We start from the raw sequence: 21,410 nt of genomic DNA, 5'->3' as shown, positions 1-21,410 counted from the left end.
TGGACTTGTTGAAGTGACTAAGAAAGAGTCTCTGTCTATTGATGAAAAACAAAAGTCATGAAACTCGGCTCATTTATAGTGAGTACATTAGATAAGAAGAAGTAAAACAAGAGAGAAGGTGATGTTAGCGAAGTATATATCTCAAATTGTAAATCAAGAAGATAGCTATCAAATTTTAAGTACCCAGAATTTTGTAGATCACTTAACAGAAATAACCAGAGCAACTTGTACTTGGTTATTTCCTGATGGTGTCATCTTGAAATGCACAGAAGAGATAGAAACAGAACACTATGATAATGACGCTCAATGTCCAGAATGTTGGATCACTTGGGAAATTGTAGAGTCAAATAACAAACCGATTTCTCCTTGTAGAAAAGAATTTTTTAATTTATGCCAGCAAAGTTTTTGGTTAAAAATGCAACTTGCTAATAATATATAAAAGGAAAAGCCACTTTATAAGTGGCTTTTTTATACACATTAATATTAATAAGGTTATTTATCTTAAATTCCAGATTAGAAATATACTTAAATATTAGTCAATGTTATATAGATTAAGACAAATTAATTTTACTTAGTGAGTATCTTTTATTTTACTGATTAATAACCAATAGAATTTCAATTGAACTTTTAATCATGTTTAAACAGCGCTGAAACTAAAGAACAATTGGTGTTACCTCTTTTCTCATAACGTTATGAACTTAATATTTCTTTAGTAATAGTGAAAAATAAGGTAAGTTTATTGTTGAGACAAATGGTATTTTAATTATTATTTAAATCATAAGGTTTTCTTTATTAAATATTATTAATAACGTATTATTAATAAATAAAATTTATCGAGTGTTACACTCGATTTAATAAGAGAGCTAAATTTTAATTTAGTTCCATTTGTCTATCCTTTTTTACATAGAGAATAAAGATGCGTCGTAATATATTTCTTTCTACTTCATTGTTAGCTATTTCTACATTTTCTTTTAATGCACAAGCTGCATTAGATAATACTTTGTCAGTAGGTTATGCACAGAGTTCAATTAAAGTGAGTGAAGATAAATTCGATAATAACCCTAAAGGATTTAACTTTAAATATAATCATGAGTTTGATAATGATTGGGGCGTTATTGGATCACTGACATACACAAAATTAACTTATAATTATTATAGTCGTTGGGGAAAAGTGGGTTCAACTGAAATCGATTATGTTTCATTAACGGCAGGGCCTAGCTATCGTTTTAATGACTATTTTAGTGCTTATGGTTTAATCGGCTTTGGTCATGTTAACCAAGATGATGAGTACTATTATGTTAATGACGAATACAGTAAAACCTCTATGGCTTATGGATTAGGCTTACAAATTAATCCAATCCCAAACGTAGCAATTGATGCATCTTATGAGTATTCAAAATTTGACGATGCAAAATTTGGTACTTGGGTATTAGGCATCGGTTATCGTTTTTAATTTTAAGCTGATAAATAATATTTTCAAAAGGTCACGTAATGTGACCTTTTTGTTAATTTAAGTATAAACATAAATATTTATTACTATATTTGAGATGTCACTTATCAAAATGTATTTAATATACACTAAATGTGTGTTTTTTATTCGGGACACTTGACTGTCAATAAAGAATATTTAAGATCTCATATTTTATGGAGAAGAAATTATGTTAACTGTAATAAAAGCAGAACCTTCGCACTATGATGAAATGATTGAAGTTTGGGAATCGTCAGTTAGAGCGACACATACATTTTTATCTGAAGATATCATCTTATCGCTTAAAAAAGATATTGTAGAACACTATTTTCCTATGCTTAATACCTATATTGCAATAGACAATAATAATGTCATTCATGGAATTTTAGGTACGGCGGAAAATAAGTTAGAAATGCTTTTTGTCGATGCTAATTCTAGAGGGCATGGTTGTGGTAAATTGCTTACAACTTTTGCGATAAATACACTGCATATTGATGAGTTAGATGTCAATGAACAAAATCCTCAAGCGATTGGCTTTTATCTTTATATTGGATTTGAGCAAGTAGGGCGTTCAGAATTAGATGGGCAAGGAAATCCTTTTCCATTGTTACATTTAAGATTAAATAAAAATAAGTATAAATACTAAATAAAAAGATGTTAAAGATATAAAATAGGAAGAAAAGTAAGAACTCTCTTTATTTATCTTATGCAAGTAATAATTATCCACTCAAACTTGATTTATATCGTAATAACTTACCTACTTTAATGAAATAATTTTTTCATAATTAAATAAATCGAACACAACAGTGGAATAGTTATGAAAAAAACCTTAATTGTTATTTTTTCTTTATTTTTATTACCCTCTTGCTCTGAATCACAAGAAAATAAAGTTATTGAATATTGTATGGACACATTAAATATCTATAGTCATGTGAGTAAAGATCAATGTTTGTGTTTTTATAATGAAGCAAGTGATAAATTTTCTTCAACTGAAATAGATAGAATGGTCAAATCACCACCAATAAAACAAGACAGTACACTGACAAGAGAAGGCACCATGTTTTTAACTATCGCGCATTCATCTAAATGCTTCGAATAACAGATATTAAGTGAAACAATATGGCTGTTCCTCGCCCATATTAGGCGAGGGTCTACAGCGGATTTTGCTAAAACATCAGCAGGTGAAGAGAAAAATGATTATGATTTCCAAATGATATGGAACATAGGTTGTAGTGGATCACGACTAATTAGAACTCGACCAAAAATATCATCGATATCAGAATCATCATCTGGAGCAAGACCAATAATCACTTCGCTAAAACGGGCTGATGTGACAGGCAAACCAACAATAAATTGCCAATCATTACCTAATGGAACCACTTCAGCTGCGCCTCGTTCTTCAAATTGCAGGTTAAATAATAATTGATCTGCAACATCTAAATTATCAGCTGCTTGGGCTAAAAATAGATCATAAGCTTGTTCTAAAGCGTCGTCTTCACTGATTAAGGTTGGTTCATTCATGGTAATGCCTGTGTCTATTGTTCCAATAATTATCGCGTTATTTTTATCGCTTTTTGACTAATGTAGCACCGTTATATCTTACCCGTTCTTAGTCGTCTATTGATTATAACATTTCTGTTATAACAGAGGGCTAAAGAAATAGCAGATACGCTCTAATACACGATTTAAGAAGGGGCGTTTTTCCCATTCATCCATGGTTAATTCTGTCGAGCGAGCAATATAATCATATTGAACAATGCTTAAATCACTTCCAAAACCTTCATCATCAATGACAACTGTAATTTCAAAGTTTAACCATAGGCTACGCATATCAAGGTTAACTGAACCTACCATACTGAGTTGTCCATCAACCATTACACTTTTGGTATGTAATAAACCATCTTCAAATTGAAATATTTTTACACCCGCTTCTAGCATTTCTGTAAAGAAAGAACGGCTTGCCCAACGCACAAGGAAAGAGTCATTACTGCGAGGAATAATAATACTGACATTAACCCCTCGCATCGCAGCCGTTGAGATTGCATGAGCTAGATCATCGCTAGGTACAAAATAAGGAGTTGTCAGTACCAATTCTTTTCTTGCGGAGTAAATTGCTGTAATAAGTGATTGCTGAATTAGCTCATCAGGAAACCCTGGGCCTGAGGCGATGACTTGTGTTGTATGACCACTTTCTTGCTCACAAGGCATAATATTATCATCAGGAGGAGGGGGCAGATGGCGCTCACCCGTTTCCATTTCCCAGTCAAAGGCATAAATCATACCTAATGTAGTAGAAACTGGGCCTTCCATTCTTACCATAATATCAACCCATTGACCCACACCGGAATCTTGCTTGAAATAACGAGGATCAACCATATTCATACTTCCTGTGTAGGAAATGTAATTGTCGATCAATACGATTTTTCGATGTTGACGCAAATCCATACGGCGTAAGAAGAAACGAAATAAATTAACATGCAGTGATTCAACGAATTCAATACCTGCGGCTCTCATTACTTCTGGGCCATTAGTACGGAAGAAATTCCAACTACCCGCAGAATCAACCATGACTCGGCATTTTACACCACGTTTAGCTGCTCTGATTAAGGCATCGGTGACTTCGTCAACTAAACCACCTGATTGCCAAATATAGAAGACCATTTCAATATTATCACGAGCGTTATTAATATCTCGTGTAATTGAATTTAGCGAATCGTCACAGGTAGTTAGAAGTTCAATTTTGTTACCCTTAACACCTCTAATACCCTGGCGTTTAGCGGTTAATTGGAAAAGTGGGGTTGCAATATCGCTCGTACTTGTAGCAAAGATATGTTTACATTTTCTCAAGTCTTCAAGCCACGCAACAACAGAAGGCCACATCTGTTTAGCATGTTCAACGCGTCGTTTCCCTAGGTGTAATTCACCAAAAGCAAAATACGCAATAACTCCGACTAATGGCAGAATATAGATGATTAATAACCATGTCATTGTTGATGTAACAGGTCGTCGGTGCATTAGGACACGAAATGTGACCCCTGCAATTAATAGCCAATAGAAGAAAAAGGTTAGCCAACTTAATACAGTATAAAATGTTGTCATAGTAGAGCTATTTTCCGTTGAAAATGAATTGCATGGAGAAGCTAAAGGCAATTTACTAAAAATAGTTCATTATTTTTGTTATTTGCCGAATGTTGTTATTAAATCAGGATTATTATCTCTGTCAAATCTCTTTCTTAAGAGATAAGCATTAAATAAGTAATAAGATACAATTCTTTATTCATTTTTTCTTTGTGAGAAATGCTTAAATACTGGATGAAATTTAAGCAAATCATAAATCCCCCCTTGGATCACAAAATGAACGTCTTATAATAGTCCACTTATTCGAAAAAATAGGTGCTGATAGTATGAGACACAGTAGGACTGAAGTAGCTCGTTGGCGAATGATGAGACAAGCTATACGTAAACGACGTCGATGGTTAGAAGGGCAATCTCGCCGTAATTTCCGAATTTATAAACTGCGTAAACTTGATACTTCTAGAAAACATAGAGCACTTTTATTTGTACAACACATAGAATGGAACTCATAATTTCACTTTTTAACAGTTAATATCAATCATTTTGCTAAACGTTATTGAATATGATTGCTATTTGCATTTAAACTAGAGGCATATTTTTTCTTTAGGTGAAATAAGATCAGTTATGCGTTGGAAGCTTTGGGTACTCATATCACTTTGTCTACATGCCTCACTTGTTGCGGCTGCGATGTTATATGTTGTAGAAGATAAGCCCGTTACACCTGAGCCTATCTCTATACAGATGTTGGCATTTGCAGCAGATGAGCCTGCAGGCGAACCAGAGCCTGTAGTTGAAGAAGTTACTCCGCCAGAGCCAGAGCCAGTTGTTGAGCCTGAACCTGAGCCAGAACCTATTCCTGATGTAAAACCTGTTATCGAAAAACCAATTGAGAAAAAGCCTGAACCAAAACCGAAACCTAAGCCAAAACCAGTGGACAAACCCAAACCGCCTGTTGAGCGACTACAACCTTTAGTTGTTAATAAAGGTAATGATCTCAAAAATCTTAACCCGACGGCAAAGCCAAGCGATAAAGGTGATGAAAAGCCAGTTGCAGTGGCAAGCAGTGGTGAAGGCAAAGTCCCTAATGTAGTACGCCAAGGTTTACCTGAATACCCTTCGCGAGCAAAAGCTGTGGGAATTGAAGGCTCTATAAAAGTACGTTTTGATGTTGATGCTGATGGGCGAGTGGACAATGTAGAAATTATTTCTGCTGATCCAAAAAATGTGTTTGAACGTGAAGTAAAAAGAGCTATGCGCCAGTGGCGTTATGAAAAAATTCCTTATAAAGGAAAAGTGGTTCTTATTGAGTTTAAAATGACAGGGATATCCACAAGCTAATTTTTATAACGCTAGCCGTTACACAACGCGATATCATTATTTAATACCAGATAAATAAAAGGCACTTTTAATAAGTGCCTTTTTTAGTATTTCAACTTACATACTTTTCGTTAATTTGGTAATGGTGTTTTATTCCATTGTGCTTGTTAACGTAAAGTGAGCTTTACCTTCAGGTAATCGACGAGCTGAATTATTCTCATCAACGGCAACGTAGGTAAACACCGCTTCTGTTGCACGATAGCGTTGGCCAACAGGTTCTGTGGCAACTTTCTTAACCCAGACTTCAATATTAACAGTAATTGAAGAGTTACCTGTTTTTAAGCAACGTGCATAGCAACAAACGACATCGCCAACAGCAACAGGTTTAAGAAAGGTAATGCCTGTTACGCTTACAGTAACGACACGACCTAACGCAATTTCTTTTGCTAAAATTGCACCACCGATGTCCATTTGAGACATTAACCAGCCACCGAAAATATCACCATTAGCGTTAGTATCAGCAGGCATGGCAAGGGTACGTAAAACGAGCTCACCATTAGGCAAAGATTGTTGTTCAGTCATGGGGAATAATGTATCTGTAAATAATGTTGAAACCAAGGAGATGTTTACTCGTCATACTTCAAGTTTACTCGTCATACTTCAAGCTGTAGCGTTGTTGACTTCGCTCATTCGCACTAGTCACATACTGATGTATGCTCCTAGCGTCTCATTCACTCGTCGCCTAGCTACATCTCGAATTATTTAGAGTAAGAGTCTTGTCATACTTCAAGTTGCAGCGTTGTTGACTTCGCTCATTTGCACTAGTCACATACTGATGTATGCTCCTAGCGTCTCATTCACTCGTCGCCTAGCTACACCTCGAATTATTTAGAGTAAGAGTCTCGTCATACTTCAAGCTGTAACGTTGTTGGTTACATTTTGAATTATTTAGAGCACACATCTCCCAATAAAATAAAAATGATTATTCAGATTTTGAATGAGCATCATGTGATGTCGGTTTAGATACTCGTTTTACCCTATCATCTGATAATTCGTGTTCACTATTTTCTGCCGTTTCGTCTTTAGTTTGTTCTTCTGGTAAACGGTTATTCCAGATATAAACCACACTGGCGATCGTAAAGATAAAGGTTAAAATAGTTAAGCCAAAGACTTTAAAATTAACCCAAGTCTCTTCCGCTAAAGAAAATGCCACATAAATATTACCAAGAGCACAAGCAAAAAAGAAAATCACCCATGCAATATTGAGTTTTTTCCAATTTGCAGGTGGCATAGCGAGCTCTTTACCTAGCATTCTTTCCATTAACGTTTTTGGCGTAAATAACTGCATACCAATTAAAACGATAGCAAAAATGGCATAAATAGCTGTCACTTTCCATTTAATAAAATCAGCAGAATGGAAGAAGATCGTTAATGAGCCAAAAATAGTGACCACGATGGCAGTTATGAGCGGAGCTTTCTCAACTTTATGGAAAATAAGCCATGTCAAACCGACTGAGATCCACGTCGCGATAATTAATGCACCTGAAGCATAGAAAATATCTTGCCATTTATAGAAGATAAAAAACACTAATAGTGGAGCAAAATCAAGTAATTGTTTTAGCCAGCCATTTTTCATAACAGATAGGAACCTATGGTAATTAAATTCATAAACTTGGCTATTCTAATGCAAAGCGACAGAAAATGGGTAAACAATTGCATATCTTTAACGACAGAGTGTTAATTTATACAAAAAACGCGATTTTTATCTGAAATAACTCAATGAAAAATAAACGTAATTGTATTTATGTAAAATTAAAACTCAAGCTTGAGTTATGAAAGAGGATTTAAACATTGCTCTAGTATATGATTTGATTACTCATCATTATCACCCGCCACTTTTTGATGAATGCATAAATAAAAAGTATTTCTGATAAGAGGAAATCAATGAACGGAAAAAGAATAATAAAATGGATGCCAGGATTAGGCTTATTATTTAACTATAAGCGTGAATATTTTGGCTATGACTTAAAAGCAGGGCTTTCGGTTGCTGCCGTCGCGCTACCTGTTGCCATTGCTTATACTGAATTATTAGGCATTAATGCTATTGTTGGATTGTATGCCTGTATTTTCCCCATGATTATTTATGCATTATTTGGTACTTCTCGCCAATTAATTACGGGGCCAGATGCAGCAACGTGTGCCGTTATTGCTGCAGTCGTTATTCCATTATCTGCTGGTGATGAAAATACACGATGGCAACTTGCCATTATTATGACTGCAATGACGGGGTTTTGGTGTATTTTAGCTAGCCATTTTCGATTAGGGGCTTTCACTGACTTTTTGTCTCGTCCTATTCTTCAAGGGTTATTAAATGGTGTCGCGATCACCATTATGGTCGGGCAAATTAGTAAAGTATTTGGTTTTGATACTTCTCCCGATCACTTAATTGAAAAACTTATTGAAGTTCCATTTCGATTAATGGATGCGCATTTACCTACGGTATTGATGTCAGCGGTAACACTCGCCTTATTATTAGGTATTCGTTATTTTCGTAGCCGATGGCCTGCACCACTAATTGCCATGGTTGTGATGACTTATCTTAGCTGGCAATTCGATTTAGCAAGTTATGGTATTGCTATTGTGAATAAAGAGGCAGGAAATGTTGACCTATTTCTGCCAGTCGTGTCGATGAGTGGATTTCATCCTAGTGTATTACGAGAATTATTGGTTCCATCTATAAACTTGGCTGTCATTAGCTTTGTGAGTTTTATGATGACAGCTCGTAGTTTTGCCAGCAAAAATGGTTATGATGTCGATGCAGATCAAGAATTAAAAGCATTAGGTATTGCCAATATTGCGGCAGCACTTTCACAAGGATTTGCTGTAAGTGCTGCAAGTAGTCGTACCGCAGTCAATGATTCTGTCGGTGGTAAAACGCAATTAGTTTCTATTATTGCAGCACTGGTTATTCTGCTGGTGCTATTATTTATGACAGATTTTCTCGCCTATATTCCATTATCTTCGCTCGGAATTGTGTTGATCGTCTCATCATGGTCATTGCTGAGTATTCGTCATATTTGGTCTTATCGTAAACGTAATAAACAAGCATTTACATTGGCATCATTTACTTTATTAGCAGTGTTATTAGCAGGGTTGATTAATGGTATAGGCTTTGCGGTCTTATTAGGCTTATTACAATTTTTACGTATTGTTTTTCGACCAAGTGATCAACTATTAGGTGTTGACGAACAAGGAATGGTTCACTCAATGAATAAGGATAATGGTATTGAGCCTATCGATGGCTTAATGATGTACCGTTTTAATTCACCACTGACTTATTTTAATGTGGGTTATTTTAAAAAACGGGTACTTCAACTTGTTGATAGTGCACCTCAACGTCCAGCTTGGTTAGCGGTAGATGCGGCTGTAAGCTTTACCTATGATGATGTCAGTGTATTTGCCGCTATTGATGAACTAATACGAGAGTTGCGAATAAAAGGCGTTAAGTTGGTTTTAGCTGGACGCAGAACAGAGTTAAATCGTTGGATTGAACGTAACAGAATTTCGCTCAATGAAGATGACTTAATTATTGCTCCTGATCTCTATTTTGTGATCCGACTTTATCAAAGCCGACAGCAGATCAAAGAAAAACAGAAAGAAGCAAGAAAAGAAGCGTTAAAGCAAGAAGCTGAAAGCCAAGAAGCCGAGAGTAACAAAGCATCGATATCAGAAGTACCAATAGAGAGTCAGACCTCAACACCTTAAGTATTTCAGCTAATTTTATGAATGGTAATTAATAAACAGTAAAATCCCGCGATAAGTCGTTAGCTTATACACGGGATTTTTTATCGGTAAATTTGATGGGTAGCTATGTTTTGAATAAATTAGCGCGTTTGTTGCGTTATGTATTTGTTTTCAATCAACATAAACAAACGAAATAGGTAAATAATCATCCATGCTGAAGCCATGTTTTTCAGAAGATAGAATAAGAAGTTATGGATAAGATCAGGTAGTTGAATAGTCAGATTACTCACAAATCCGATGCCAAATTGCAATAAAATCCAAATACCTAAAGCTGGAATAAGTGAGCCAGATTCACTAAACCCAATTTTCCAACCTAAACGTATTGCACTTCCCATATTTTGTTGGCGTACTAAAACAACCGGTGCTAATGCAAAACCAATGAGCAAAATAATACCGGGAATAATCATCACCATAAAACCTGCGCTAATTAAAATAGAGCACAGTACAATCAATAAAAACATTTTTGGCAAGCGAGATAAGCATGCGTTAAATGTTTGTCCTAGAGTCACATTGTGACCAGCAGAGATTGCCATAGCGAACATCAATAAGGTGAGAACCAAAATGCTTTGTTGTAATGTTTCAAATGCATACAGTGATAATACTTTTTTGGCAATACCCACGACACTGTTTGACATTGCTTCTAACTCAGCAGGAGAAGCAGAGGAAAGTTGCGTATTTTTAAAATTAGCCACAAATTCAATCATCAATTGGTATTCTTGAGGATTGGGGCCAATTAAGACATGAACTATCGCTAAAATAGCAGCAAGGATAGCGGAAAGGGTAACAATGCTACGTCGTTCATTCTTATAAAAATTCAGACTGTCTCGGTAGATTGTGCGTGCCGTGGTAGGCATGAAACTGCTCCTATAAAAATAGACTGTGTCAATGCGCGCTATTGTACCTTCTACAACAACAAAATGGGATATTTTCTCTTACTTCTCTTATTTGGTTTTTTTCTTACTATCAATAATTAGAATATACTTATTATTTAAAATAAATAAAACATTCTTTTAACATAAAGGCAACCTTATTTTTAAATACATTTTTTAGGGTATTTTTTATTCAAAAATTATTAATAAAAATAAATTTAATTATAAGAAAAAATTGTATTAATCTGTAATTTGATGCAGATCAATTATAAATAATCGCATTGATAAATAATAATAAGAGAAATAACACTTTCTGCAAAAATAATTCCAAAGTTGTGATCGGTATTAGATCATAATTATCAATAAATGGTTATATTTTTAGCGGAGATTTTACTTATTACAGGAATGGGTTAAATAATGAAAAAACTTTCTGCGCTTATTTTAGCGGCTGCAACTCTTGCGCCTTCTATTTCTTTTGCTCACCAAGCAGGTGATTTCTTATTCCGTGCAGGTACAGCAACAGTTCGTCCTAATGCGGGTTCTGATGCAATATTAGGTGGCGACCATTTTGAAGTAAATAATAATACTCAATTAGGTTTAACCTTTGGGTATATGATTACTGATAATATTGGTGTTGAGTTATTAGCAGCGACTCCTTTTGAACATAAAGTATCATTAACTGGTGTTGGTGAAATTGCAAAAGTTAAACATTTACCACCAACATTAATGGCACAGTATTACTTTGGTAATAGTGAAGATAAACTGCGTCCTTATTTAGGTGCTGGTTTGAACTTTACCACTTTCTTTGATGAGAAATTTAATAACAACCCTGCAGTAGGCACTGGAGCGGGTGGTTTAGGCTTAAATGGGCTTGATCTTAAGGATTCATGGGGTTTTGCAGCACAAGCAGGTTTAGATTATAACCTGGATAAAAACTGGATGTTGAATGCTTCTGTTTGGTGGATGAATATCGAAACAAAAGCAAGATTTAATAGTAGTGTTGCTGATAAAGACTTTGACGTTAAAACACGTTTAGACCCATTTGTATTTATGTTTGGTGTGGGCTACCGTTTCTAATTCTTCTTTCTTTAAAAGAATATCTCATAATGAAAAAGCGAGGTTTATCTTCGCTTTTTTTATCTTTTAAATTTGCACAGAACCTTTCTTTTTTAGATTATATAAAGTTTCTATTTTATTGTTAAATACATCATTTATGAGTAATTGAAAATAGAGATAAATAGAAAAGATATATTTTAAATATAACATTTAATATTAAGATAATAATTAAGATGCATTTAATACGCATCTTTTGTTTTTACCTTCTTAATAAGATAAAAAAGTGTATTTTTATTTATTAAAAACCAATGTTCTTTTTATAAATAAAATAGGGTATTAAATAGGTATATTTTAAATGCAACTTTAATTTGGTTTTAGTGAAAGTGCTTTGTGTATCAAGAGATAGAAAGAAATAAAAAAAGAATAAAAGAGGGTTAAGAGAAGCAATATTCATAAAAATAAGAAGGTTGGTTTTTAACCATTAAATGATTAATTATTCTTTTCAATTATTCTCTTTACGAACATTTTTTTAAGTCGGAGTGAAAATACCTTTTTTTAATCTATTGGCGTTTTTTATAAAAATTGATCTGAATTATGATAAAAGGAAGATTGAGAATACCGTGATGGCTAAAAAAAGACCACCGCAAGGGTGGTCTAAGAAGTAAGGCTAAAGGAAGACTAGAATTAAAGAAGGGATCAGCGAATAACCATTGAGTTGATAACACCTTTTACGCCAGTCACTTTACGGGTTGTTTCAATGGCACGGTTGGCGTCTGCTTGGGAAGAGACGAAACCACTTAATTGCACTTTGCCTTTAAATGTCTCGACGCTAATTTGTGTTGAGTTAAGATTTTTTTCACCTATTAATGCCGTTTTTACTTTAGTCGTGATCACGGAGTCATCAAAATAACCCCCAGTACCTTCTGATGTTGCCGTGGGTGAACATGCAGATAAAGTAAACGCCATAAGTAATGCCACCATAACAGCGGAGATCTTTGCCCATAGTTTCATCATCAAACTCCTTTTAATCACATTATTGATTGAGTATTTCTGAAAAGAAAATATAAAGCGCTTTATGAAGTATGTGCAAAAAATAAAATTTTGCCAAATTTTTATCAGTGCGGTTCAAGTCTGTTGAAATAAGAGAAGAGAGAATACAGCACCATTTTATGCGGGTTAGCAGAAAAATAAGCAATAAAAAGTGTGAGTTAAGCGGTGTGGATTTCAGAGTAATCCGCTTAGAAAAATAGCAAACTATTCTTCTAAAGCGGATCAAAAGGGTGATCAAGCGATAGTTGCCACTTTCATTTCTTTAACAAATTGAGTCAATGTTTTCAGCATTACATCGGGCTGATGTAAGTTTTTCTCAATAATCTGAACAACTGCCGAGCCTGAAATTGCGCCAGCTGCACCATTTGCAATTGCTTCTTTCACTTGTTTTGGTTCTGAAATCCCAAATCCTTGTAATGCTGGGGGCGCATTATAGGTTTTTAGCTTGTCAGTAAGATGTGTGAGTGATTGTTCTGCGCGTTTATCTGTGCCAGTTACACCTGCTCTTGATAGTAAATAAGTATAACCTTCACCTGATGTTGCTAACTCTTGTAAAAGTTCATCATCGGCATTAGGGGGACAAATAAAGATAGGATTGATATTTGCGCGTTGTGCTGCTTCACGGAACGCTTTTGATTCGCGTAAAGGCACATCACCAATTAAGACAGAATCCACACCTGCTTGTTCACATTTATTATAAAAATTATCAATGCCATTACTAAAAACAAGGTTGGCATAAACTAATAGGCCAATAGGAATATTAGGATGTTTTTTGCGTACATTGGCTAAAAGTGCAAAGCAATCCGAGGGGGTTACATCTGCATTCAATGCTCGTAAATTAGCGCCTTGAATAGTCGGGCCATCAGCAAGAGGATCGGAAAATGGAATACCAATCTCTAATGCATCTGCGCCACCTTCAATTAGCGCATCAATAATTTGTAATGACAGTTCAGGAGAAGGATCACCTAATGTGACAAAAGGAACGAATGCGCCTTGCTGTTTTTGTGCTAATGCCTCAAAGCATACTTGATAACGGCTCATTAGATTTCTCCTCTTGCTGCTAAAATATCGTTTACAGTAAAAATATCTTTATCACCACGGCCTGATAAGTTCACAATTAATAGTTGCTCTTTGTCAGGATTTTGTGCAATTAATTTCAGTGCATAAGCCAAAGCATGAGAAGATTCTAAGGCTGGAATAATTCCTTCTCGGCGAGAAAGTGCTTTAAATGCTTCTATGGCTTCGTCATCGGTAACAGAAACATAATCAGCACGACCAATACTATTTAAATGTGCGTGTTGTGGTCCAACTGATGGGAAATCGAGGCCCGCTGAAATTGAATATGACTCTTCAATTTGCCCTTCATCCGTCTGCATAATGGGGGATTTCATCCCAAAATAGATCCCTAATTTTCCATGTTTCAGTGGTGCGCCATGTTCACCTGTTTCAATTCCTTTACCCGCAGGTTCAACGCCAATCAGTTGCACAGACGTTTCTGGAATAAAAGAAGCAAATAAACCGATAGCGTTAGAACCACCACCAATACAAGCGATAACGGCATCAGGCAGGCGACCTTCACGCTCTAGGATTTGTGCTTTGGCTTCATCACCAATCATACGTTGAAACTCACGGACAATGGTTGGATAGGGATGAGGACCGGCTGCTGTTCCTAATAAGTAATGCGCGCGATCGTAACAGCCAGACCAGTCACGTAATGCCTCATTACAGGCATCTTTTAAGGTAGATGAACCACTGTGAACAGGAATAACTTCGGCACCCATTAAGCGCATACGAAATACATTAGGCGATTGGCGTTCGACATCTTTAGCACCCATATAGATACGACATTTCATATTAAGCAGTGCACAGGCTAAAGCAGTTGCAACACCATGCTGACCCGCACCAGTTTCTGCAATAATTTCAGTTTTACCCATACGTTTTGCTAACAAAGCTTGCCCTAATACTTGGTTAGTTTTATGAGCGCCACCATGCAGTAAATCCTCACGTTTTAGATATAAACGAGTTCGTGTGCCTTCTGTTAAATTACGACAAAGGGTTAATGCCGTTGGTCTGCCTGCATAATTTTTTAATAAATCTTGGAATTCTTGCTGAAAAGAGGGATCGTTTTGTGCATCAATAAACGCTTGTTCGAGTTGATCCAATGCAGGAATTAATATTTCAGGTACATATTGGCCACCAAATTCGCCAAAGTAGGGGTTAAGTTTTCTCATTGTGATGTCATCCTATTTAAAATTTTATTTTTGTGAAATTTAGTTTAGCTTTAATTGTGCAAAGATTTGATTCAGCCGTTGTGCATCTTTTATGCCAGGAGCAGATTCTACACCGGAGTTAAAATCAAGTCCGATACAGCCTGTTTTAACGGCATCTAAACAGTTTTCACTGTTAAGACCACCTGCAAGTAATGCTTTTTCACGTAATGTATTCGGAATTTTTTGCCAATTAAATGTGGCTCCTGTGCCACCAGTGCCATTATCAAGTACATATTTATTAACGTGTGAAACGGGAAGAATATCCGAGTGGATTGCCATATTTATGGCTTGCCAAATCTCACAATTAGGTTGAATTTTTTGTCTAAGCTGTGCAATAAACTCAGCATCTTCCTGTCCGTGTAATTGAATGGCAGATAAATTAAGTTTTTCTGCATAGTCACAAATAAGTTCAATAGGTTGGTTTTGAAAAACACCCACAAATGCTAAGGGAGCTTGTGTTATCAATTCTTGTGCTTGTGACAACGTCACTTTTCGAGGCGATTTCTCTGCGAAAATCAACCCAGCATAATAAGCGCCTGCTTGGTAAACCGCTTTTACATCTTGTGTACGAGTTAACCCGCACACTTTATGCTTTCCCAAAACCAGCGCTCTCACCGCTTGGTCAATATTTTCTTGTGACATTAATGCGCTACCTACTAGAAAACCATTAGCATATTGGCTTAACTCTTGAACTTGCTGGTGGGTATGAATACCTGATTCACTGATCACGATTGCATCTTTAGGTAATCCTTGGCTTAACTGCTGGGTACGAACTAAATCGATAGAGAGATCTCGCAAATCACGATTGTTAATACCGATAACTTTAGCATTGAGATTAATAGCACGTTGACGCTCTTCTTCGGTGCTTACTTCGGTTAATACACCCATATTTAATTGATGAGCAACGGCTGACAGTGCACGATATTGCTCATCATTTAAGACAGAGAGCATTAATAAAATGGCATCTGCTTGATAAAGACGCGCTAAATAGATTTGGTATTCATCAATAATAAAATCTTTGCACAAAACGGGTTGATGCACGGCTTGACTAACTTGACGTAAATAATCAAAGTTTCCTTGAAAATATTTCTCATCAGTTAATACTGAAATTGCAGAAGCATAAGGCTGATAAATTTTTGCGATCGTAGCGGGATCAAAATCAGCACGAATTAAACCTTTTGAGGGCGATGCTTTTTTACATTCTAAAATAAAAACGGTATTAGGCTGAGTTAATGCCTGATAAAACGAGCGCGTTGATGGCACTATTTGCTGCACAAATTCTGATAACGGTTGGCTTGCTTTACGTGCAATTAGATATTCAGCTTTATCTTTTACAATGGCGTTTAATACAGTCATGCTCTTATCCTCTCGCTGCTAATGCAGTTACACGATTTATTGCTTTACCGCTATAAATGGCGTGCATAGCAACTTCAGTATTTACTTTTAAATCTTCTTGCCCATGTAAACGCATTAATAAAGCGACATTAGCTGCAACAGATTCGGTATGTGCTCTTTTCCCTTCACCTTGTAGTAAATCTGCTAATAATTGACGGTTTACTTCAGGTGTACCACCTTCTAAATCAGTAATAGCACAAGGACGAAGACCAAAATCACTGGGAGTCAGTTCATAACGTGTGATTTCACCATGATGTAATTCAGCGACTTGAGTCGGTGCATGCAGTGAAACTTCATCCATTCCACCACTGTGAACAACAGCTGCACGCTCATAACCTAGAACTTTTAATGTGTCTGCAATAGGCATCAATAACTCTGGGCTATATACTCCGATTAATGCTAATGGCGGACGAGCTGGGTTAATCAACGGGCCTAATACATTAAATAGCGTGCGTGTTTTTAGTTGTTGGCGAACTGGTGCTGCAAAACGAAAACCGCTGTGATACTGAGGCGCAAATAAAAAGCATAAACCTACCTCATCCAGTAATTGGCGTGCATCATCAGCACTTCTATCTAAAGGGATACCAAATGCAGCTAATAAATCGGAAGAGCCAGAGCGACTGGATACGCTACGATTACCATGTTTCGCAACTTTGATCCCAACTTCAGCTGCAACAAATGCGCTTGCTGTTGAAATATTGATACTATTGGCACCATCTCCACCCGTGCCGACGATATCGCAAAAAGTGTAATCAGGGCGAGGAAAGGGTTGTGCATTATCTAGCAATGCGCGTGCTGCACCCGCGATTTCTTGAGGGTGCTCACCACGCATTTTCATGCTGATCAAAACAGCTGCTAATTGTGATTCCGTTAACTCACCGCGGATAATGGCGCTAAACAGAGTTTGGCTTTCTTCTAATGTTAACTGTTGTGCACTAAATAATTTGTTGAAGATAGTTTCCATTTTATTCGTCTCCTTTAGGAGTTAATGCCCATGCGATTGTTTGTTCTAAAAGTTGCGCGCCTTTTGTGGTTAAAATTGATTCGGGGTGAAACTGAAAACCACACGTTTTATGTTGACGGTGACGCACCGCCATAACAGTGTTATCGCACCAAGCATTAATAATGAGTTGTTCTGGAACTTGTTCTCCTGAAAGCGAATGATAACGAGCAACGGGTAAAGGGTTAGGTAAATTCACAAACATTTCGCTGTTATCGTGTTTAGCTAATGTCGCTTTACCGTGTAAGATCTCTCCACATGAAGAAACTTTGCCACCGTAAGCTTCAATAATGGCCTGATGGCCTAAACAAATACCAATCACCGGTAATGTGCCTAATACACGTTTTAACAATTCAGGCATACAACCTGCTTGTGACGGTGCGCCAGGCCCCGGAGATAACAGTAGAATAGGGTTATCGAGTTCACGTAATTTTTGTTCAATAAAATCGGCGGTGACACTATTGCGATAAATCACCACGTTATTACCAAGGCTACGTAATTGATCCACAAGGTTATAAGTAAATGAGTCAATGTTATCGAGCAGTAAGATAGTCGCCATTAGCAAGCCTCCTGCTGTTGTGTATCTGTATGTGCTTGTAAAATAGCGTTGATTACAGCTTGTGATTTATTGCGTGTTTCTTCAGCTTCCATTTGAGGATCTGAATCAAGCACAATTCCAGCACCAACTTGAATAGTGGCAATATTATTTTCAACATAAGCAGAGCGAATAACTATGCAAGTATCAAAATCTCCTGCGCCAGTAAAATAGCCGATAGCCCCACCGTAACTGCCACGTTTTGTTTTTTCATAATGAGCAATTAATTGCATTGCACTGACTTTAGGCGCACCCGATAACGTTCCCATATTCATACAAGCTTGATACGCATGAAAAATATCTAAGTCATCACGTAGTTTACCCACGACTCTTGAGACTAAGTGCATGACAAAAGCATAACGGTCAACTTTTGTTAATTCCGCGACATAACGGCTACCTGCTTGGCAAATGCGCGCTAAATCATTACGTGCTAAATCAACGAGCATTAAATGTTCAGAAAGCTCTTTTGTATCAGTGCGCATTTCAAGTTCAATTCGGCTGTCTAAATCTGCATTGATCGAACCATCTGCGTTACGTCCTCTTGGACGAGTTCCTGCAATTGGGTAGATTTCAATTTGGCGATCGCTAGTTTGATATTTCAATGCACTTTCTGGTGATGCGCCAAATACTGTGAATGAAGCATCTTGCATATAGAATAAATAAGGGCTTGGATTTTTCTCTTTTAACACTTGATAAGCAGCAAGTGGTGAAGGGCAAGCAACTTGAAAGCGACGAGATGGAACAACTTGGAAAATATCACCACGACGAATATAAGTTTTCATTGCCTCAACGATATCGCCATAACCTTTATCATCCATATTGCCTTGTATTGTTGACTCTGTTGCTGTTAAAGCGCGACGAATAGGATGTTTTAAGGGTTGTTTAGCTAGCGAAATTAACTCATTTTGTCGAACAGTGAGACGCTGACATTCTGTTTTATCGTCAGTAAAAGCAATAGAAATTAACTGACTATCTTCATTTTGATGGTCGATCACAACTAATTGTTCTGCTAAGTAAAAGCAGTAATCAGGGCATGAAAAAATAGTGTCTAATTCAGGAATGGGTTCGAATCCACTGACTAAGTCATAAGCAAATAAGCCACCAACAAAAATGGCATTAGCATCTTTCGTCTCTTTGTTAGCAAGAAAAAAGCGTAAAGCGTCAAATACACTAGCTGATTTTAATTTGCTTTCTTCATCAATATCTTGGGCGGGTGCTGAGAAAGTAAAAACACATTGTTTATCGCTCTCTTGCATTAAGATAGCTTTTTCTTTTAGTGCGATTTTTAATGCTGGTAATAACGCTTGCCCATTAACGCTTAATGCATCAATAGTGACTTGATTTTTTACTGCACTGATGCGTAATGCACTATCAACAATTAACAAACTTTTTAAGTTCGCTTTAGTGTCAATTTGTGCAGATTCTAACAGCAATGTGTGATGTTTATTTCCACATAATGTATTGAAAAGTAAAGCAGGTTCTCTATGGTAAGGCAGTGGCGTTGCCTTGGTATTAAATGAGAATGCAATTGATGTATTCATTATTATCGCTCTATATTATTTTTTACTAACTGTTTTTAGTGCATAAAAAAACCCGCGTAGGCGGGTTTTAGATATCACTGACGTAAAGCCGGAGATCAAACCGCCCATAAAAGAGTATTGCGCCACCAAAGAGCGATAAGATGTTGATTAGTATTCATAAGATCTCCTTACAGCTAACGACAGATAATGTTTAATAGACTAGCTCGTGTTGTGTACTAGTAAACTGGATTGCGTTAGGTTCGTCAAGTACTTTATGGCATACTCTTTAAAATTTATTATCTTGCTAAGATGAAAAGGGAGAAGCGATGACTGAAGTGCTATCTGATTTAAGAGTGATTTATGATTTGCACAGCCACACTACCGCGTCAGATGGCGAGCTTTCACCAGAAGAATTGGTTGAGAGAGCGATAGAGCGTCAAATTAATGTCTTAGCAATTACTGACCACGATACAACGGCGGCGATTACCCCTGCTAATGAATATATTGCAGAAAAAAAGTTGCCTCTTACTTTGATATCAGGTGTCGAAATATCGACTTTGTGGGAGAATATAGAAATCCATATCGTTGGATTGAATATTGATATCAACCATAACGCAATAAAGACGCTTCTTTTGTCACAAAGTCAATGTCGTGAAACACGTGCGATAATGATAGGTGAGCGATTAGAAAAAGCGGGTATTGTCAATGCATTTGAAGGGGCAAAAGCCTTAGCCCAGGGGGGGCAAGTTACAAGAGGACATTTTGCTCGTTTTCTTGTCAATGAAGGGCATGTTGCTTCGGTTAATAAAGTGTTTAAACGTTATTTAGCAAAAGGTAAAACAGGTTATGTGCCACCACAATGGTGCTCAATAGGTGACGCTGTCACTGCAATTCATGAGGCTGGTGGTGTTGCAGTATTAGCGCATCCGGGACGATATGGTCTATCCTCTAAATGGTTAAAACGTTTAATGCTCTATTTTAAACAACTCAGTGGTGATGCAATCGAAGTGGCACAATGCCAACAACCACCACAAGAACGAGAACAACACGCAGCCTTAGCGCAATTTTATGGGTTAAAAGCTTCGTTAGGTTCTGATTTTCATCGCCCTTGTTCGTGGATAGAATTAGGGCGTAATTTATGGTTACCCAGTGGCGTAGAACCTGTTTGGTCGCTATGGCAAGAGTAACTTTAGAAATTTGTTGAGGGATATATGAGCCAACTTTTTTATATTCACCCAGATAATCCGCAGGCTCGTTTAATTGAACAAAGTGCTGATATTTTACGCAAGGGCGGTGTGGTGATTTATCCAACAGACTCTGGTTATGCTATTGGCTGTTGTTTAGAAAATAAAGATGCAATGACGCGAATTTGTCGTATTCGCCAATTAGATAAAAAACACAATTTTACCCTGATGTGCCGTGATTTATCAGAAATTGCTAATTACGCTTATGTTGATAATGTCGTGTTTCGTTTAATAAAAAATAACACGCCAGGTAATTACACCTTTATCTTAAAAGCGACTAAAGATGTACCAAAGCGTTTGATGAATGATAAACGTAAAACCATAGGTTTACGTGTTCCTTCTAACCCTATTGCATTGGCATTATTAGAAAATATTGGTGAGCCATTAATGTCAACAAGCCTGATTTTACCGGGCAATGATTTTGCTGAGTCTGATCCGGAAGAAATCGAAGATTTATTAAGCAAACAAGTTGATTTGGTGATCCACGGTGGTTATTTAGGGCAAAAACCGACAACGGTAATTGATTTAACAGAAGATACCCCAGTCATTGTGCGCGAAGGTACGGGTGATATTACGCCATTTCAGTAAATTATTGAGTTGATTAAACGGGATTAGAAGCAAATGGCGCGATAGTGAAGAAATTTATCACGAGATAAAGAGATAAAAGGTGAAGGGATTTATCGCTTGTGTTAAATTTATACATTGCGATAAAAATCACGGTGTTTGTTTTTGAAATCGGTTATATCA

19 protein-coding genes and 2 pseudogenes are annotated in these 21,410 nt (G+C 36.7%); 10 read left to right on the top strand and 11 right to left on the bottom strand.

The window, feature by feature from the left end; all coding sequences use genetic code 11:
* Positions 1–121 precede the first annotated feature (121 nt).
* The 4 genes from QSH13_RS00735 (at position 122) to QSH13_RS00720 (ending at position 2,567) form a co-directional block, all read left to right on the top strand.
* Positions 122–439 (top strand): hypothetical protein, encoded by a 318-nt coding sequence (locus tag QSH13_RS00735; RefSeq protein WP_109397335.1) that lies wholly within the window; start codon positions 122–124, stop codon positions 437–439.
* A gap of 477 nt (positions 440–916) precedes the next feature.
* A complete protein-coding gene (locus QSH13_RS00730; RefSeq protein ID WP_109397336.1) occupies positions 917–1,453 on the top strand; it encodes an Ail/Lom family outer membrane beta-barrel protein in 537 nt (178 codons plus the stop codon).
* A gap of 205 nt (positions 1,454–1,658) precedes the next feature.
* Positions 1,659–2,114: a GNAT family N-acetyltransferase gene (locus QSH13_RS00725; RefSeq protein ID WP_109397337.1), complete on the top strand. Its 456-nt coding sequence runs from the start codon at positions 1,659–1,661 to the stop codon at positions 2,112–2,114.
* Positions 2,115–2,285: 171 nt separating this feature from the next.
* The gene (locus tag QSH13_RS00720; RefSeq protein WP_109406341.1) at positions 2,286–2,567 is read left to right on the top strand and encodes a hypothetical protein; all 282 of its coding nucleotides are present in this window, start codon (positions 2,286–2,288) and stop codon (positions 2,565–2,567) included.
* A 98-nt stretch (positions 2,568–2,665) separates the two neighbouring features.
* On the opposite strand, the gene QSH13_RS00715 is transcribed toward QSH13_RS00720, so the two are convergent.
* Complete coding sequence (locus tag QSH13_RS00715; protein ID WP_369961051.1) at positions 2,666–2,995, bottom strand: HI1450 family dsDNA-mimic protein; 330 nt, start codon at positions 2,993–2,995, stop codon at positions 2,666–2,668.
* A gap of 111 nt (positions 2,996–3,106) precedes the next feature.
* Positions 3,107–4,567, bottom strand: a complete 1,461-nt coding sequence (gene cls, locus QSH13_RS00710; protein WP_109406340.1) for a cardiolipin synthase — start codon at positions 4,565–4,567, stop codon at positions 3,107–3,109.
* Positions 4,568–4,872: 305 nt separating this feature from the next.
* Here cls and QSH13_RS00705 point away from each other — a divergent pair, with 305 nt between their 5' ends.
* Both QSH13_RS00705 and tonB read left to right on the top strand, forming a co-directional pair.
* Positions 4,873–5,055 carry a YciY family protein gene (locus QSH13_RS00705; RefSeq protein ID WP_036913581.1) on the top strand — a complete coding sequence of 61 codons (183 nt, stop codon included), beginning with the start codon at positions 4,873–4,875 and terminating at the stop codon, positions 5,053–5,055.
* A gap of 112 nt (positions 5,056–5,167) precedes the next feature.
* Positions 5,168–5,881 carry a TonB system transport protein TonB gene (gene tonB, locus QSH13_RS00700; RefSeq protein WP_109397341.1) on the top strand — a complete coding sequence of 238 codons (714 nt, stop codon included), beginning with the start codon at positions 5,168–5,170 and terminating at the stop codon, positions 5,879–5,881.
* Positions 5,882–6,010: 129 nt separating this feature from the next.
* On the opposite strand, the gene yciA is transcribed toward tonB, so the two are convergent.
* Positions 6,011–6,442 carry an acyl-CoA thioester hydrolase YciA gene (yciA, locus tag QSH13_RS00695; RefSeq protein WP_006536988.1) on the bottom strand — a complete coding sequence of 144 codons (432 nt, stop codon included), beginning with the start codon at positions 6,440–6,442 and terminating at the stop codon, positions 6,011–6,013.
* 499 nt (positions 6,443–6,941) lie between these two features.
* Positions 6,942–7,496: pseudogene (locus QSH13_RS00690) on the bottom strand (septation protein A); the annotation flags it as partial.
* A 308-nt stretch (positions 7,497–7,804) separates the two neighbouring features.
* Here QSH13_RS00690 and QSH13_RS00685 point away from each other — a divergent pair.
* Positions 7,805–9,625, top strand: a complete 1,821-nt coding sequence (locus QSH13_RS00685) for a SulP family inorganic anion transporter (protein ID WP_109397343.1) — start codon at positions 7,805–7,807, stop codon at positions 9,623–9,625.
* Positions 9,626–9,744: 119 nt separating this feature from the next.
* Here the strand turns inward: QSH13_RS00685 and QSH13_RS00680 are convergent, their stop codons facing one another.
* Entirely contained in the window at positions 9,745–10,518 is a 774-nt protein-coding gene (locus QSH13_RS00680) for a YciC family protein (RefSeq protein ID WP_286038687.1), read from the bottom strand.
* A 432-nt stretch (positions 10,519–10,950) separates the two neighbouring features.
* Between QSH13_RS00680 and ompW the strand changes: the two genes are divergently transcribed.
* Entirely contained in the window at positions 10,951–11,610 is a 660-nt protein-coding gene (gene ompW / locus QSH13_RS00675; RefSeq protein ID WP_286038686.1) for an outer membrane protein OmpW, read from the top strand.
* A gap of 675 nt (positions 11,611–12,285) precedes the next feature.
* On the opposite strand, the gene QSH13_RS00670 is transcribed toward ompW, so the two are convergent.
* The 6 genes and pseudogenes from QSH13_RS00670 to QSH13_RS00645 all read right to left on the bottom strand — a co-directional run bounded on the left by QSH13_RS00670 (position 12,286) and on the right by QSH13_RS00645 (position 19,440).
* Positions 12,286–12,600 carry a BON domain-containing protein gene (locus tag QSH13_RS00670; protein WP_109397346.1) on the bottom strand — a complete coding sequence of 105 codons (315 nt, stop codon included), beginning with the start codon at positions 12,598–12,600 and terminating at the stop codon, positions 12,286–12,288.
* Between the two features lie 273 nt (positions 12,601–12,873).
* Positions 12,874–13,680: a tryptophan synthase subunit alpha gene (gene trpA / locus QSH13_RS00665; RefSeq protein WP_109397347.1), complete on the bottom strand. Its 807-nt coding sequence runs from the start codon at positions 13,678–13,680 to the stop codon at positions 12,874–12,876.
* A complete protein-coding gene (gene trpB, locus QSH13_RS00660) occupies positions 13,680–14,870 on the bottom strand; it encodes a tryptophan synthase subunit beta (RefSeq protein WP_069369250.1) in 1,191 nt (396 codons plus the stop codon). The genes trpA and trpB overlap by 1 nt, the downstream gene beginning before the upstream one ends.
* A 39-nt stretch (positions 14,871–14,909) precedes the next feature.
* Positions 14,910–16,265: a bifunctional indole-3-glycerol-phosphate synthase TrpC/phosphoribosylanthranilate isomerase TrpF gene (gene trpCF, locus QSH13_RS00655; RefSeq protein WP_109397348.1), complete on the bottom strand. Its 1,356-nt coding sequence runs from the start codon at positions 16,263–16,265 to the stop codon at positions 14,910–14,912.
* A gap of 4 nt (positions 16,266–16,269) precedes the next feature.
* Positions 16,270–17,863, bottom strand: a pseudogene (trpD, locus tag QSH13_RS00650) (bifunctional anthranilate synthase glutamate amidotransferase component TrpG/anthranilate phosphoribosyltransferase TrpD).
* Positions 17,863–19,440 (bottom strand): anthranilate synthase component 1, encoded by a 1,578-nt coding sequence (locus tag QSH13_RS00645; RefSeq protein WP_109397351.1) that lies wholly within the window; start codon positions 19,438–19,440, stop codon positions 17,863–17,865. Before QSH13_RS00645 ends, trpD begins: the two are co-directional and overlap by 1 nt.
* A 305-nt stretch (positions 19,441–19,745) precedes the next feature.
* Between QSH13_RS00645 and rnm the strand changes: the two genes are divergently transcribed.
* Together rnm and QSH13_RS00635 are read left to right on the top strand one after the other, a co-directional pair.
* A complete protein-coding gene (gene rnm, locus QSH13_RS00640; protein ID WP_286047512.1) occupies positions 19,746–20,606 on the top strand; it encodes an RNase RNM in 861 nt (286 codons plus the stop codon).
* Between the two features lie 24 nt (positions 20,607–20,630).
* Positions 20,631–21,251 carry an L-threonylcarbamoyladenylate synthase gene (locus QSH13_RS00635; protein WP_072062510.1) on the top strand — a complete coding sequence of 207 codons (621 nt, stop codon included), beginning with the start codon at positions 20,631–20,633 and terminating at the stop codon, positions 21,249–21,251.
* Positions 21,252–21,410: the final 159 nt, after the last annotated feature.

It is taken from the genome of Proteus faecis (assembly GCF_030286765.1).
GTDB classification, from domain to species: domain Bacteria; phylum Pseudomonadota; class Gammaproteobacteria; order Enterobacterales; family Enterobacteriaceae; genus Proteus; species Proteus faecis.
This window is presented reverse-complemented; position numbering and strand designations above follow the sequence as displayed.

Bases quoted from the DNA above. Each gene is read 5' to 3' on its own strand.
- QSH13_RS00735 (WP_109397335.1), top strand. From the start codon at position 122: ATGTTAGCGAAGTATATATCTCAAATTGTAAATCAAGAAGATAGCTAT.
- QSH13_RS00730 (WP_109397336.1), top strand. From the start codon at position 917: ATGCGTCGTAATATATTTCTTTCTACTTCATTGTTAGCTATTTCTACA.
- QSH13_RS00725 (WP_109397337.1), top strand. From the start codon at position 1,659: ATGTTAACTGTAATAAAAGCAGAACCTTCGCACTATGATGAAATGATT.
- QSH13_RS00720 (WP_109406341.1), top strand. From the start codon at position 2,286: ATGAAAAAAACCTTAATTGTTATTTTTTCTTTATTTTTATTACCCTCT.
- cls (WP_109406340.1), bottom strand. From the start codon at position 4,567: ATGACAACATTTTATACTGTATTAAGTTGGCTAACCTTTTTCTTCTAT.
- QSH13_RS00705 (WP_036913581.1), top strand. From the start codon at position 4,873: ATGAGACACAGTAGGACTGAAGTAGCTCGTTGGCGAATGATGAGACAA.
- tonB (WP_109397341.1), top strand. From the start codon at position 5,168: ATGCGTTGGAAGCTTTGGGTACTCATATCACTTTGTCTACATGCCTCA.
- yciA (WP_006536988.1), bottom strand. From the start codon at position 6,442: ATGACTGAACAACAATCTTTGCCTAATGGTGAGCTCGTTTTACGTACC.
- QSH13_RS00685 (WP_109397343.1), top strand. From the start codon at position 7,805: ATGAACGGAAAAAGAATAATAAAATGGATGCCAGGATTAGGCTTATTA.
- QSH13_RS00680 (WP_286038687.1), bottom strand. From the start codon at position 10,518: ATGCCTACCACGGCACGCACAATCTACCGAGACAGTCTGAATTTTTAT.
- ompW (WP_286038686.1), top strand. From the start codon at position 10,951: ATGAAAAAACTTTCTGCGCTTATTTTAGCGGCTGCAACTCTTGCGCCT.
- QSH13_RS00670 (WP_109397346.1), bottom strand. From the start codon at position 12,600: ATGAAACTATGGGCAAAGATCTCCGCTGTTATGGTGGCATTACTTATG.
- trpA (WP_109397347.1), bottom strand. From the start codon at position 13,680: ATGAGCCGTTATCAAGTATGCTTTGAGGCATTAGCACAAAAACAGCAA.
- trpB (WP_069369250.1), bottom strand. From the start codon at position 14,870: ATGAGAAAACTTAACCCCTACTTTGGCGAATTTGGTGGCCAATATGTA.
- trpCF (WP_109397348.1), bottom strand. From the start codon at position 16,265: ATGACTGTATTAAACGCCATTGTAAAAGATAAAGCTGAATATCTAATT.
- QSH13_RS00645 (WP_109397351.1), bottom strand. From the start codon at position 19,440: ATGAATACATCAATTGCATTCTCATTTAATACCAAGGCAACGCCACTG.
- rnm (WP_286047512.1), top strand. From the start codon at position 19,746: ATGACTGAAGTGCTATCTGATTTAAGAGTGATTTATGATTTGCACAGC.
- QSH13_RS00635 (WP_072062510.1), top strand. From the start codon at position 20,631: ATGAGCCAACTTTTTTATATTCACCCAGATAATCCGCAGGCTCGTTTA.